Origin of the sequence: Rhodococcus sp. UNC363MFTsu5.1, from assembly GCF_000686785.1 — a bacterium.
GTDB lineage: Bacteria > Actinomycetota > Actinomycetes > Mycobacteriales > Mycobacteriaceae > Rhodococcus_G > Rhodococcus_G maanshanensis.
Map to the genome: position 1 here is coordinate 60445 of NZ_JMLO01000026.1, position 13804 is coordinate 74248.

Annotated in this window: 12 protein-coding genes; 5 read left to right on the top strand and 7 right to left on the bottom strand. The window is 68.4% G+C overall.

The features are described 5' to 3' along the window. Positions 1–34: 34 nt before the first annotated feature. Positions 35–1210, top strand: coding sequence for an NADH:flavin oxidoreductase (locus BR31_RS0119290; RefSeq protein WP_027502412.1), 1176 nt, complete (start codon positions 35–37; stop codon positions 1208–1210). Positions 1211–1327: 117 nt separating this feature from the next. Beyond that, a complete protein-coding gene (locus BR31_RS0119295; protein WP_037177336.1) occupies positions 1328–3649 on the top strand; it encodes an FHA domain-containing protein in 2322 nt (773 codons plus the stop codon). 4 nt (positions 3650–3653) lie between these two features. On the opposite strand, the gene BR31_RS0119300 is transcribed toward BR31_RS0119295, so the two are convergent. The 4 genes from BR31_RS0119300 to BR31_RS0119315 all read right to left on the bottom strand — a co-directional run bounded on the left by BR31_RS0119300 (position 3654) and on the right by BR31_RS0119315 (position 7699). Beyond that, entirely contained in the window at positions 3654–4889 is a 1236-nt protein-coding gene (locus BR31_RS0119300) for a DUF4303 domain-containing protein (protein WP_027502414.1), read from the bottom strand. 116 nt (positions 4890–5005) lie between these two features. Further along, complete coding sequence (locus tag BR31_RS0119305) at positions 5006–5797, bottom strand: ABC transporter ATP-binding protein (RefSeq protein WP_027502415.1); 792 nt, start codon at positions 5795–5797, stop codon at positions 5006–5008. Then, positions 5794–6486 carry a FadR/GntR family transcriptional regulator gene (locus BR31_RS0119310; protein ID WP_027502416.1) on the bottom strand — a complete coding sequence of 231 codons (693 nt, stop codon included), beginning with the start codon at positions 6484–6486 and terminating at the stop codon, positions 5794–5796. The genes BR31_RS0119305 and BR31_RS0119310 overlap by 4 nt, the downstream gene beginning before the upstream one ends. 175 nt (positions 6487–6661) lie before the next feature. Next, complete coding sequence (locus BR31_RS0119315) at positions 6662–7699, bottom strand: beta-ketoacyl-ACP synthase III (RefSeq protein WP_027502417.1); 1038 nt, start codon at positions 7697–7699, stop codon at positions 6662–6664. An 88-nt stretch (positions 7700–7787) separates the two neighbouring features. Between BR31_RS0119315 and BR31_RS0119320 the strand changes: the two genes are divergently transcribed. Beyond that, entirely contained in the window at positions 7788–8372 is a 585-nt protein-coding gene (locus tag BR31_RS0119320; RefSeq protein WP_027502418.1) for a TetR/AcrR family transcriptional regulator, read from the top strand. A gap of 57 nt (positions 8373–8429) precedes the next feature. Here BR31_RS0119320 and BR31_RS0119325 read toward each other — a convergent pair whose 3' ends face one another. Then, on the bottom strand, positions 8430–8969 hold the full coding sequence (locus BR31_RS0119325) for a hypothetical protein (RefSeq protein ID WP_027502419.1): 540 nt from the start codon (positions 8967–8969) through the stop codon (positions 8430–8432). A 227-nt stretch (positions 8970–9196) separates the two neighbouring features. On the opposite strand from BR31_RS0119325, the gene BR31_RS0119330 reads away from it, so the two are divergent. After that, positions 9197–10357, top strand: a complete 1161-nt coding sequence (locus tag BR31_RS0119330) for a zinc-binding dehydrogenase (RefSeq protein ID WP_027502420.1) — start codon at positions 9197–9199, stop codon at positions 10355–10357. 28 nt (positions 10358–10385) lie between these two features. On the opposite strand, the gene BR31_RS29320 is transcribed toward BR31_RS0119330, so the two are convergent. Both BR31_RS29320 and BR31_RS0119340 read right to left on the bottom strand, forming a co-directional pair. Continuing rightward, complete coding sequence (locus tag BR31_RS29320) at positions 10386–11921, bottom strand: hypothetical protein (RefSeq protein WP_156042547.1); 1536 nt, start codon at positions 11919–11921, stop codon at positions 10386–10388. Beyond that, positions 11921–12547, bottom strand: coding sequence for a hypothetical protein (locus BR31_RS0119340; protein ID WP_027502421.1), 627 nt, complete (start codon positions 12545–12547; stop codon positions 11921–11923). The genes BR31_RS29320 and BR31_RS0119340 overlap by 1 nt, the downstream gene beginning before the upstream one ends. Before the next feature lie 177 nt (positions 12548–12724). Here BR31_RS0119340 and BR31_RS29325 point away from each other — a divergent pair, with 177 nt between their 5' ends. Next, on the top strand, positions 12725–13804 hold the full coding sequence (locus BR31_RS29325; protein WP_197023660.1) for an SMI1/KNR4 family protein: 1080 nt from the start codon (positions 12725–12727) through the stop codon (positions 13802–13804).

Sequence of the window (13804 nt, forward strand, 5' to 3'; positions counted from 1 at the left end):
CGGTCGCATTCACCCGAACACTGGAGGACCACTCATGACCCACCCCGATGTCCTGGCGCCGGCGAAGCTGGGCCCGCTGACGCTGCGCAACCGGATCATCAAGTCCGCGACCTTCGAGGGCAAGACGCCGAACGCCCTCGTGACCGATGAGCTGATCGAGTTCCACCGCCGCCCGGCCGCGGGCGGGGTTGGCATGTCCACCGTCGCGTACTGCGCGGTGGCCCCGGAGGGCCGCACCGAGCGCGGGCAGTTGTGGATGCGGCCGGAGGCCCTGCCGGGCTTGCGGCGGCTGACCGACGCCATCCACGCCGAGGGGGCGGCGGCCTCGGCGCAGTTGGGGCATGCCGGTCCGGTCGCGAACGAGAAGTCGACGGGACTGCCGGCGTTGGCGCCGTCGCGCTCGTTCAATCCGTTGAGCATGAAGATGATCCGGTCCGCGTCGACCGATGACATCGAGCGGATCGCCGAGGCGCACGGGACGGCGGCCCAGCTGGCCGTCGACTCCGGCTTCGACGCGGTGGAGATCCACTTCGGCCACAACTACTTCGCGAGCTCGTTCCTGAGCCCGAAGCTCAACAAGCGCAAGGACTCCTACGGTGGCTCGCTGGAGAACCGTGCGCGGGTGGTGCTCGACACCGCGCGCGCCGTGCGGGCGGCGGTCGGGGACAAGGTCGCGATCCTGGCGAAGCTGAACATGGATGATGGTGTGCCGGGCGGCTTCTGGATCGACGAGGCGATCCAGGTGGCGCAGTGGTTGGAGGCGGACGGCAGTGTCGACGCGCTGGAGCTGACGATGGGCAGCTCGCTGCTCAACCCGATGTACCTGTTCAAGGGCGACGCCCCCGTCCGGGAGTTCGCGGCGGCGATGCCGCAGCCGGTGCGGCTCGGCGTGCAACTGGTGGGCAAGCAGATGCTGCACGCCTATCCGTACCGGGATCTGTTCATGCTCGAGCAGGCCCGTCAGATCCGGGCGGCGGTGACGCTGCCGCTGGTGCTGCTTGGCGGGGTCACCGACCGGGCCGGGATGGACATCGCGATGGCGGAGGGTTTCGAGTTCGTGGCGATGGCCCGCGCGTTGCTGCGCGAGCCGGATCTGGTCAACCGCATCGCCGAGGACGCTCGGACGAAGTCGCTGTGCATCCACTGCAACAAGTGCATGCCGACGATCTTCTCCGGCGCGCGCTGCGTCCTCGTCGAACGCGCCGGATAGTCGCGGGCGTGGCGGCCTGAGGCTCGGCTGGACCGCGATCCTGGTTCGACGCTTGGCGTACGTGCGACGATGGAGGGGTCGACGCTCTACACCCGATGCTGATCGGAGGCCGTGGCGATGGACGACCGGACGAACGAAGCGCACCCGAGGGTTGTGGTCGAGACCGGACACGGCCGCACAAGCTACGGCGCGGGCACAGCCGTACGCATCGGCAGGGATCCGCAATTGGAGATCACGATCGTCGATCCGCTGGTGTCGCGCGAGCATGCACGGCTCAGGTGGGACGAGGGATGGCAGCTCGTCGACTCCGGCAGCAAGAACGGGCTCTATGTCGACGGCGAGCGCCGGGAGAAGGTCCCCGTCACGAGCGACGTCCGCGTCCGCCTGGGTGACGCGGTCGAGGGACCCGTCGTGCGGATCTCGATCGAAGATCCCGAGGCGACGCGACTGGACGTGGGCGGTCGATGGGACGAGTCGACGATCGAGGTGGGGGCCTCGGCCGCCCCGCCCCCGGCACCGCATGATGCGGTCCCGGCGGGATCCCTCACGGTGGGACGGTCGCCCGACAGCGACATCGTTGTCCGGGACGTGCTGGCCTCACGCCATCACGCCATCGTCCACAACTTGCCGTCCGGCCTCGAGATCGACGACCTGGGGAGCGTCAACGGAACGTTCGTCAACTGCGCCAGGGTATCGCGCGCGCAGTTGACCGACGGCGACGTCGTCACGATCGGCAACACCGATTTCAGCGTGCAGGAAGGCCGACTCGTTCCACGGCGGGCGACGACCCCGACCGCGGGCGGTCTGCGTGTGGACGGCGTCGGACTCACCATCGAAGGCGGGCGGCGGCTGCTCGAGGACGTCACTTTCGCTGCCCAACCGGGGAGTCTCACCGCAGTGATCGGCCCCTCGGGAGCGGGAAAGACCACCGTCGCCAAGATCATCTCCGGTTCGGAAAGACCGACGGAAGGCGTGGTCGAGTTCGAGGGCCGCAGCGTGCACGTCGACTACCAGGTGCTGCGTTCTCGCATCGGGATGGTCCCCCAGGACGACGTCGTGCACCGGCAGCTGACCATCTCGCAGGCGCTCGGTTATGCCGCCGAACTGAGGCTGCCGCCTGACACGAGCCGGGCCGACCGCGAGGAGGTGATCGCGACGGTGCTCGACGAGCTACAGCTGACCGAACACGCCGCCACCAGGGTCGACCGCCTGTCCGGCGGACAGCGCAAACGTGCATCCGTCGCGCTGGAGTTGCTGACGGGTCCATCACTACTCATCCTCGACGAACCGACCTCGGGTCTCGACCCTGCACTCGACCGGCAGATCATGGCGACTTTGCGCCGCCTCGCCGATTCGGGCCGCATCGTCGTCATCGTCACGCATTCGCTGTCGTACCTCGAGATGTGCGATCAGGTGCTGCTCCTCGCACCGGGCGGCAAGACCGCCTACGTCGGCCCGCCGGACCGGGTGGGGGCCGCGCTCGGCAGCACCGACTGGGCCGACATCTTCGCGCGCGTCGCATCCGACCCGGACGGGGTGTTCGCCGAGTACCGCGCCACCCGCCCGGTGGTGGAGGCGCCACCACCGACCCCGCCCGGGCCGCTCGGCTCTCCCGCGCACACCTCGGGGCGCAAACAGTTGAGCACCGTCGCCCGCCGCCAGGTTCGCCTGATCCGCGCCGACCGGGGCTACCTGATCTTCCTGTCGCTGCTGCCCTTCGTGCTCGGCGGCTTGGCCCTGCTCGTGCCGGGAGACACCGGGTTCGGGCCGTCTGGTGCCGACGTTTCCGGCGAACTCACCCAGATCCTGGTGGTGCTGATTCTCGGCGCCGCCTTCATGGGCTGCTCACTGACCATCCGTGACCTGGTCGGAGAGCGCATGGTCTATCAGCGTGAACGTGCCGCCGGGCTGCTGCCGTCCGCCTACCTGACGGCGAAGATCGTCGTGTTCTGCGCCGCCGCGATCGTGCAGTCGGTGATCATGGTGCTGATCGTCTTCGCGGGCAAGGGTTTCCCCGGTCACGGCAGCGTGCTGTCCTCGGGCTCCGTCGAACTGATCGTGGACATCGCTCTCACCACCTGCTGCTGCGTGCTGGTCGGATTGGCGCTGTCGTCGGTGGCGCGCTCGAACGAGCAGGTACTGCCGATGCTGGTGGTCACGATCATGGCGCAGCTGGTGATGTGCGGAGGATTGATCACGATCACCGGACGCGCCGTGCTCGAACAGTTCGCGTGGCTCTTCCCGTCGCGCTGGGGGTTCGCGGCCGCGGCCTCGACGGTGGACCTGGTCACGAATTCCACCGGCACTGAGCCGGACACGCTGTGGCAGCACACCGCATCGTGGTGGCTGCTCAGCATCGCCATGCTGGTGCTCATCAGTTGTGTGCTCGCAGTCTTCACCTACAGCCGGCTCCGGTTGCGTCGTCCGCGCCGGGGCTGACCGCTCACCGGCAGGCCACTGCGATGGCATCGCGAACGAGGGTGTCCGGGTCCGTCGCCAGCCGGTGCAGCTCGGCGTCGTACCGTTCGCGCTGGTCCGGGGTCAGTGCCGTGTCCGCGAGCACGAACACCGCGTGTCGCCGGACCCCCGCCCACGGCGAGGCGAGTCCCGCGAACGCCGCCTCGGCCTCGTCCGTGTCGATGGTGCAATACCCGCTGCCGGGAGCCAGTCGATTGCACACCGGGCCGTGCAGCGCTGGGTGTTCGGCCAGCGCCGCCTCCAGCGGGCCGTAGTCCAACGGCTCGTGGACGCCGACGTCCCGGAAGGAGGTGTACGGCGCGATGAGCCCCCGGACGGCGACCTCAAGGGGAAGCCGATCGAGCCGAGCCGTGACCAGGTCCATCCGGCCGAGACGGGAGAGCGCCGCCGCTGCCCAGGCTCGATCGGGTTCCCCCAACCGACCGTTGCCCGCGATCGCGTCCAGCTCCGCGACCACTTCCCTTGTGGGGGTACCGAGTTCGCCGAGAAGCTTCGCCCACGGCCACGCCTCCCGCGCGGCAGGCAGGTGCCCCAGGATCGCGGGTACCGCTTCGGCCCCCAGCTCACGGAGCCAGGCACGGGCGCGCTCGGCACCAGGAGGCGCAGGGGTGGGGGAGTCGGCGATCGCGATCAACTCGATCACCCTCTGCGCGGGCGGCAGTGCGGTCAGCCGGTCGATCGCGCGCTGCTCCTCGTCGAGCTCGGGAAAGTGCCTGCGCACCTGGGTCCTGGTCAGGCTCAGCGGAATCAGCTCCCATGCCTCGTCCATGGCCACCGCGACGAATTCTCGGTCGACGACGCCCTCGTCGATCAGCGTGCGACGCGCCGCCTTGCAGGCCCTGGCGACCGCGCGCTCGAATCGGTCGTGGACGGCATGCCAGCGCTTGCCGCCGTCTGCCGTCGCGGCCGCCTCGACCCGCCCGGCCCAGCCGTCCTCCGCTTCGCCCGGGTCGAGCTGCCACGGCCAGTCGGCCGGGCTCCACCGAAGCGCGTCGGCGTCGTGGCGGTCGGTCACGACCGACGCGAGGGACTCCTCGCTCGCGACCCCGATCGTCGGCCACGCGATCACGCCGCCTGCCTCGGCATAGAACTCGTGCACGGCGGCGCCGTAGATCCTGTCGTCGGCGTGCTCCACGCGCATCCGGCGCACGAACGCGACGATCTGATCCCGCACGGCCGCTTCCACATTCGCCCAGTCCACCCGTCGAGCGTAGGAGAGGCCACCGACGCACCTGATGGGCTGCCCCGGTGAGACCGGTGGTGGGTCGGCGAGTACGTCACCGGTGAACGGACGCCGAGGCATCCCGGCGGTTCCCTTCAGGCGGGCGCCAACGCCCGGGCGGCCCAACGACCGCGATGCATGCTGATCTCGATGCTGTGCTCGAAGCACGCACTGACCCGGGCGCTGGTGAGGACCTCCCCGATGGGTCCCTGCGCCAGGACCCGGCCACCACGGATGAGGATCGCGTGGGTGGTGGACGCGGGGATCTCCTCGATGTGATGGGTGACGAGCACGCTTGCAAGCCGGGGATTCTCGAGCCGAACCTGGTCGAGGGCGGTCAACAGCTGCTCTCGGGCGGCGAGGTCGAGGCCGGTGGACGGCTCGTCCAGCAGGAGCAGTTGTGGCTCCGGCATCAGGGCCCGGGCGATCAGCACCCGGCCCCGCTCGCCCTGGGAGAGGTTCGGCCATCGGGCATCGGACCGCTCGGCCACCCCGAATGCCGCGATCAAGGCGTCGGCCCTGTCGAGTTGCCGAGGAGTCGGGGTCCAGCGTTGCACCAGTTCGGTGGTGTTGGTGAGGCCGGTGAGGACGACCTCACGCACCGTGAGCGGGTACTGCAGGGGATGCCGGGGGTTCACGTGCCCGATCGCGGCGCGAAGGCTACGCATGTCCACCCGACCGAGCCGATGGCCGAGCACCCGGACGATTCCGCTCGTCGGATGGGTTTGGGCGCCGAGCAGGCCGAGCAGGGTGCTCTTTCCCGCCCCGTTGGACCCGAGCAACACCCAGTGCTGGCCGGGCTCGATTGTTGCCGAGACGTCCGAGATCAGGGACCGCCCGTCCCGGACGACCGTGACGGCATCGGTGGAAACGATCGGCGAGGTCATGCGTCGTCCTCCATCTGTAGCGCTGTGATCACGGAGTCGATGTTCGCGGCCACTGCCGCCATGGCCGCGGCGCCGTCCTGCGCCTCGATGGCGTCGAGGAGATCGTCGTGAGCACTCGAGGTGTCCGGATGGTCGGGCTCGTGCCTCTCGAGTTCGATGAGCGCGTCGCGGAGCAAGGGACGGACCGAGGTGAACAGCGACGCGAGGACGGCGTTGCCGGACAGGTTCACGATCGAGGCGTGGAAGTCGAGATCGGCATCGACGAAGTCCTCGATGTCGTTCCCCAGCAGGGCGTGCCGGGTCGCGAGTCCGGACCGGATGGCGCTGAGGTCGTGGGATCGGGCGCGGGCAGCAGCGAGTCGGGCCGCCTCGACTTCCAGCGCCCGCCTGACTTCGAACACCTCGCGGAGGCGGGCGCGGCGTAGCAGCCGGGGGAGATCGGATGCTTCCGTTGCGGTGCCGGACTCGGCGACGAAGGTGCCGACGCCGTGGCGCACGATCAGCTGGCCGTCCTGCGCCAACAGTCGAACGGCCTCCCGTATCGAGGATCGGCCGACGCCCAGCTCGGCAGCCAGATCCGACTCGCGGGGCAGTCGTTCCCCGGCAGCCCAGTGGCCGCTGGAAATGCGGTCGCGCAGTAGCCGTTCCAGCTGGGGAACGAGGGGGCCGCTGCTCAGCTGAGAGTTCACGGGTCTCCTTTCGGTGGCACCGCCAGGCTAGCAAAGAGATCAGACATCTGATCTCTTGCGGCGGCGTCACCCGTGTGCTTCCTGATGGCCGGTGCGGGCCGCACGTGGATCCGGGGTGGACGCCACGCAGGCCCGGCGGTTTCCGCGTTGACGCGGGGCCGCCGGGCCAGCGGGCTCAGACGATGGCGGGGAGCCGAACGACCTGCCCGGCGTAGGCCAGGCCGGCGCCGAAGCCGAGCAGCAACGCGGTGTCGCCGGGCTTGGCGCCGCCGGACCGGAGGAGCTGTTCCATGGCCATCGGGATCGATGCCGCGCTGGTGTTGCCGGTCTCGACGATGTCGCGGGCGACCGCGACGGTCTCGGGCAGCCCCAGCGTCCGGATCAGCGCGTCGGTGATGCGGCTGTTGGCCTGGTGCGGCACGAAGGCGTCCAGGTCGTCGGCCGTGATCCCGGACTTCTCCAGGGCGTCGCGGCAGGCCTTCTCCAGGAAGGTCACAGCCCACCGGAACACCGCCGCGCCGTTCATCCGGATGTAGGGGCGCTCGGTGGTGCCGCCGCTGGCTTCGGCGGCCGCGACCTCGGCGAAGTACTGCTTGAAGTCCTTGTCCTGCTTGATCGCCGCGGTCTGGGTTCCGTCCGAACCCCAGGCGACCGGGCCGATTCCCTCTGCGTCGGCGGGACCGACGACTACCGCGCCCGCGCCGTCGGCGAAGATGAACGCGCAGGTCCGGTCGGTCGGATCGAGGAGGTCGGACAGCCGTTCCACGCCGATCACCAGGACATGGCGGGCCTGCCCGGCGCGGACGAGACTCGCGGCGTTGCCGAGCGCGTAGCAGAAGCCCGCGCACCCGGCGGAGATGTCGTAGGCCGCGGTGTCGTGCATGCCAAGTTCCGTGGCGACCACAGCGCCCGCCGACGGTCCGAGCACCATCTGTGAGGACGTCGCCAGCACCACGGCGTCGATCTGCGCGGCCTCGAGGCCCGCGGCGGCGAGTGCGTCGCGGGACGCCGCGACGCTCATCGAGACGATGGTCTCGTCGCCGTCGGCCCAGCCTCGGGACTTGATGCCGGATCGGGTCTGGATCCATTCATCGCTGGAGTTGATGGCGTCCACGATCTCGGCATTGGGGACGACACGTCGGGGCCGGTACGCGCCGAGACCCAGCAGGGCCGTGTGCGTGACGGGATTGGCGGTGGCGATGGGGGCGGGCACGGCATCCTCTCCATGTGAACCGATCGGTCCATCAGTAGTGATCATCTAACATGAACCGATCGGTTCACACAAGCGCGGGAGGATTCGGATGACCACGGCACGACCGCGAGCTCGACTCCTCGCGAGCACCATCGCCACGGTGCAGGAGCTCGGTGTGAATGCGGCCGGGCTGACCGAGCTGCTCAAACGCAGCAATGCGTCGCGCAATTCGCTGTATCAGCACTTCCCGGCAGGCAAGGGTCAGCTCGTGGAGACGGCGACGCGGATCGTGTCGCGAGTGGTGTATTCACACCTGAACGTGATGGCGGAGAAGCTGGCGGGCACACCGTCGGTGGAGCAGTGGTTGGACGAGCTGTTCGCCTTCTGGCGTGAGCCGCTCGAGTCCAGCGAATACCGGCTGGGCTCGTTCATGATGGCGGCCGCGCTGGACGAGCAGAACCCGGCGGTGCAGTCCGCCGCCGGTCAGGCGTTCACCGACTGGACCTCCCGGCTTGCCGACGGCATGGTCGCGGCGGGAATCGAGAGAACCGCCGCGCGCTCGATGGCGGGGCTGCTGCTGTCGGTGATCGAGGGCGCCATCGTGCAGAGTCGTGCGCTCGAGTCGAGTCAACCCTTCGTGGACGCACGCGACCAGCTCAGCGTCCTGATGGAGCATCACCTCACGCCCAGATGAGCGCGGGCGGCGTCCGTCCGGTCGGCGGCGTACCGCCAACCGGACGGACCCGAGTGACTACGCAGGCACCACCGAGATCGTGCCCTTGCAGACGGCCTTCTGAGTATTGATGAACCGCAGTCCCGCCCCGGTCTCGACGGTGACGGTGAAGTCCACCGCTCCGGTTCCCGTCCAGGTTCGGTTGATCGGGATTCCGGGATACTGCTGGAAGGCCGTCTCATCGCTGACGCTACGGCCGGTGGCTCCGGTCGTCTTGTTGGTCCAGTCGACCAGCACCCGCGTGCCGTACCAGTTGACTCCGATGCTCGGAATGAGTCCTCCGGGGGGCACGGGCAGTTCGTTCCCGCCGCTCAGCAGAATCGCCGGCTCCAGCGCGTCTGCGCCAGGGCGGAGCGACGCTCCCGACGCGGCATGGACGGTCCACGTGAACGACGGTGCCCAGAAGAGCGGGTTCAGGCTCCCGCACGTCATGGTCGTCGACGTCGGCGGCGCGGGCTGCGCGTTCGCGACAGCGCCTCCGCCGGTCACCACCGCGGTACTCAGCCCGACAGCAGCGAGGGTCGCAGCGCACCCACGCCGCACCAACTGATTGCTCATGATCACTCCCCTTGATCTGAGATGCGCGAACCGAGACGTCCGCCGCACCCTCCATACCGGTTGCGCAACAGAATTCGTTACAAATCGTGCAACCTGGACCATACTCGCGCAATCGAATTCGGCGATCGCGGCCACCCACGCAGTCGAGGTTCTACCCGGGATCGATCACCTGAGACAGGGGTTGATCCACCGCTATGGTGTCCACAGCTTCGACTGAGGAGTTGACGATGAAGGCCGTTCTCTGTACCGACGCACAGTTGAGGGTGTCCGAGATCTCGACCCCGACGCCGAAGGCGGGGCAGGTGCTCCTCGACGTGCTGCGATGTGGGATCTGCGGCTCGGACTTGCATGCGCGCGTCCACAGCGACCAGGTGGCGGGTCTGGCCGCCGAATCCGGCTACGACGGGTTCATGCGCTCGCACCAGGATGTCGTTCTCGGCCATGAATTCTGCGGAGAGATCGTGGAGTACGGGCCCGACTGCCGGAAGCGCTGGCCCGTCGGGACCCGGGTGGTCGCCATGCCGATCATCCGCCAGGACTCCGGCGTCCACATGACCGGGCTCTCGGCCGCGGCGCCAGGAGGCTACGCGGAACAGGTGGTCGTTCAGGAGGCGGTGACGATGGTGGTGCCGAACGGCCTGTCGGTCGAGAAGGCCGCCCTCACCGAGCCGATGGCGGTGGCCTGGCACGCGGTGCGCAGGGGCGAGGTAGGAAAACGGCAGACCGCCATCGTCATCGGCTGTGGACCGATCGGCCTGGCGGTGATCAGCATGCTCAAGGCGTCGGGAGTCCGCACCGTGGTCGCCAGTGACTTCTCGCCTCGTCGGCGAAAGCTGGCCGCGCAGTGCGGAGCCGACGTCGTGGTCGACCCCGCGACGCATTCTCCTTGGACCTCGTACACCCCTCGGAACGAGCTCGGCGGGGTCCGCGAGCTCCTCGACCTGGGCATCGGCACGATGGAGAGACTGCAGAAGGTGCCGAAACTGCCGTGGTGGCAGGTGTTCCGGCTCGCCGACGCGGTCGGCGCGACGCCGTCCGGTCCGGTCGTCTTCGAGTGTGTCGGCCTTCCTGGGGTCATCGACCAGATCCTGGCAAGCGCCCCGCTGCGCTCGCGTGTGGTCGTGGTCGGGGTGTGTATGGAGGTCGATCGAATCCGGCCCGCGATGGCGATCAACAAGGAGATCGACCTTCGTTTCGTGCTGGGGTACGACCCGAGCGAGTTCCGTCACGCGCTGCGCCTGATCGCCGACGGCAAGGTCGACCCGTCGCCGCTGATCACCGGGACGGTCGGGTTGGCTGGAGTCGAGAACGCCTTCGCGGCGCTCGGCAACCCCGAGGAGCACGCGAAGATCCTGATCGACCCGAAGAGCCCCGCCGTCACCCCGTAGCCGTCGGCGTCTGGGACGTGCCCGATTTCTAGGGCGTGCGGGTGAGGGTGAGGCCGAGGCCGTCGATGCGGAGCTCGCGATCGGTGACGTCGACCCCGAGATCAGAGAAGCGCCGACCGCCCAGTGCGCCTGCGATGAGGTCACGGATCGGACCGGGCTGGGCGGCGACGGAATTCGCGACATCCACCGGTACCTCGATCGTGCCGTCGAAGTGACGGGCCTGTGCGGTGAGGCCGGACGGCTGCGGCGCCTGCCGGAGCGCGTCGACGGTGTGGAGGATCAGGTCGATGGCCACGCCGTTGCCGAAGTCCAGGCGCAGTGGCGTGGGAGAGCTCGCGATGTCGAAGGACTCGACGGTCGCGGTCCAGCCCAAGGGGGAGCGGCCCGCGTAGTTGTACGGTGCGGCCGATACGGACGGGTCCACGCTGCGGTCGTCGGCGGTATTGGCCAGCCGCACGCCGCGCAGCGGCTGATCGGTGGGCACGAATTCCCACTCGTCCGCGGTGAGTTGCTTTGTCCAATATCCGGTTCGGCCGCCGCTGGCGCCCTCGATGCGGAGTTCACGGGCGTCGGAACCGATGCCCGTCTTGTGAATCGAGATGCGGTCGGTGATCTCGCCGGGGACCTTCGGTTGACGAACCCAGTCGGGGGCGGGGAGATGAATGGCCGCGGTGCCCGCATCTACGCGCTCGCTGAGCATGTCGGTGGCCTCGCGCAGGCCGCGCTGGTCCTCGTACGAGTAGCGGAAGAAGACCTTGTCCGCGCCGGAGATGTCGAAGTCGTAGAGCCGGGTGTAGAGGTCGCCGTTGCGGTTCACCACCAGGGAGGTGGAACCGCTGGTGGAGAGGGCGACCGCACGGAAGCGGCCGTCGGCGGGCATGCCGACTTCGTAGCTGTGATCGACGGGAAGCCAGGGGTCCACGTAGCGGATGCGGGTGCCGCCGTCGGTGAGTGCGAAGACGTGGGAGACCTTGGCCCCGCCCACGGGGTGGTTGTTGCCGATGGCGTCGCGCCAGACGTGGTCCTCGTTCGGCGAGAGCACCGACCACGTCCAGTCGAGCGTGCCCGGGGGGAGGGTGTTGCCGGGTCCGGTCCAGAGCGGGGTGCCGTAGCGGGTGCTCCAGTTCCAGTCCTTGGGCGCGCTCAGGGCGTGGTCCAGCGTGTAGAAGCGGCCGTTGCGGTCCACCGCCAGCACCTCGTCATCGTCGGCGGAGACCCCGGCGACATTGCCCGCCAAGCAGTCGGGCAGCGGCATGGCTCGCCAACCGCCCTTGGCTACGGCTTCTTTGACGTAGATGCCGCCATCGCGGGCGGTGAAGGACCAGCGCCGGTTGAAGGTCTCGGTGGAGGTGCGGAAGTAGACCTGATCGGGGAGCGCCGCGGTGGCGGGGGAGAAGGACTCCAGCCCCGCGGTGCTCGGGTCCGCACCGAGTTCGGGGGTGCCGACCGTGCCCACGAGTACGCATCCGGCCGGGTCGGCCATCGCGCCGGGATGCACGGTGAGGCCTGTGAGTACGAGTCCGGCAACCGCGACGAGGGCGGTCCGGCCGGCAAGTCGCGTCATCACACCCAACCCAGGGTTCCGAAGATGATGAGGGCGAGGGCATCGATGCCGAAGATCGTGCCGACCGTGATGGCCTTGGCGCGCACGGTCTTCATGTCGTGGACCCAGAAGCAGACGGCGAAGAACGGTACGTAGCCGATCAGCCAGATGAGGAACGGGAACTCGGGCTGCCACCAGGACCAGTCCCAGGTCAGCACGCCCATCTTGTTCAGCACCACCTCGACGCCAACCGCGGCGGCGGAGTTGATCGCGATGAGCACCGGCCGGTTGGGCAGACCGAAGATTCGAGTCTCCTTGGGCGGTAGCATCTTCGCCGCCGCGACGCCCATGACGGCGAACATGAAGCAGATCTCGATGTTCAGCCCGATGAGCAGCTGGTACGCCGTCGGCCCTGTCGCGGCCCACACCGGTGCCCGGCCCGTGGCCTGGAAGACCAGCGAGTTCCAGATCTCGTTGAACAGGTCCATGCCCCACAGCGCCAGCCCGGCGAAGAAGACATTCCAGTTCCGCCGCTCCACCTCGGTGGCGTACACGTAGATGACCAGCAGCAGCAGTGGAATCACGTACCACTTGAATTGGCTGCTGTCGCGCAGCAGCTCGAGCGCCATCTCGGCGTGCTCGGTCATCTGTTCACCCTCCCCGGGACCGTCAAAAACTCTGGGGGAGTGTTACATATTGACGTTGTTTGTCACCCTGTAACTGAAAAATTGGTCGCGTCCGGAATTCAGTCGAGGGCCGGTGGTGGGTGCCTCGTGGTTCGATCGTCGGCGTCGCATCCGGGTTACAGGTGAGAGGACAGGCCAGTGAGTGTGGAAGACATCGATTCCGTCGAACCGGACAGCCGCCGGGCCGATGGCGTTCCGCGCACGACAGGACATTTCGACGGCCTCGACTTCGATGGCTTCTGGGACGACGGCGACTACTCGCGGGAGAACTATGTCGAGCCGGGCCCGACCGACGACCTGATCGCGTCGATCGAGGAGGAGTTGGGTGGATACCGGCTTCCGGACTCCTATGTGGAGTTGATGCGGTTGCACAACGGCGGCATGGTCGAGCGACCGTGCCACCCGATGGATGAGCCGACGAACTGGGCGGAGAACCACATCCAGATCAGCGGGCTGTACGCGATCGGCCGCACCGCGACCTGGTCGCTGTGCGGGGAGTTGGGCTCGACGTTCATGCGGGAGGAGTGGGGGTACCCGGACATCGGCGTCGGTATCGCCGACACCCCGAGCGCCGGGCACGAGCAGGTCATGCTCGACTACCGCGCGTGCGGGTCGCGCGGCGAGCCTCGGGTCGTGCACGTCGACCAGGAGGCCGACTACCGCATCACCCTGGTCGCCCCCGACTTCGCGACATTCGTCCGGGGCCTGGTGCGCGAGGACGAGTTCGACGACAGCGCAGAGATGAAGGAAGCCGATCTCACGGCGGTGCGGCACGGCACGCTCTCGCCGATCGTCCGTCGCGCACTGGAGGTGGCTGACCTCCAGGACGGCGAGGCGCTGCTCCGCGCCCTCGCCGAGCGGATCGTGACGGAGAAGGGGTTCTTCGCGCTCCACGCGGACGGGGACTCGTGGCTGATGTACGACGTCATGTTCTGGCTGTACTCGCACCTGGCCACCGCGACCTCGTTCGAGGACTTCGTGAACCGGGCGGAGGGGCAGATCGACTACGAGCGACCCTGCTACACCCTCATGGTCACCACGTCATTCGTCGCGGACCCGTACGGCTTCTGCACCGGTGGGTACGCGGAGGGGTTCCTGCGGGACTGGTGGGCCGCGAAGGTCGAACGCGGGAACCTCATCGCCGTGGATGGCGGGTACCGGTTCGACCCGGAGTACGCGGCGCAGGTTCTCCGGGTTCTGCACGCCACCGGTGGGTAG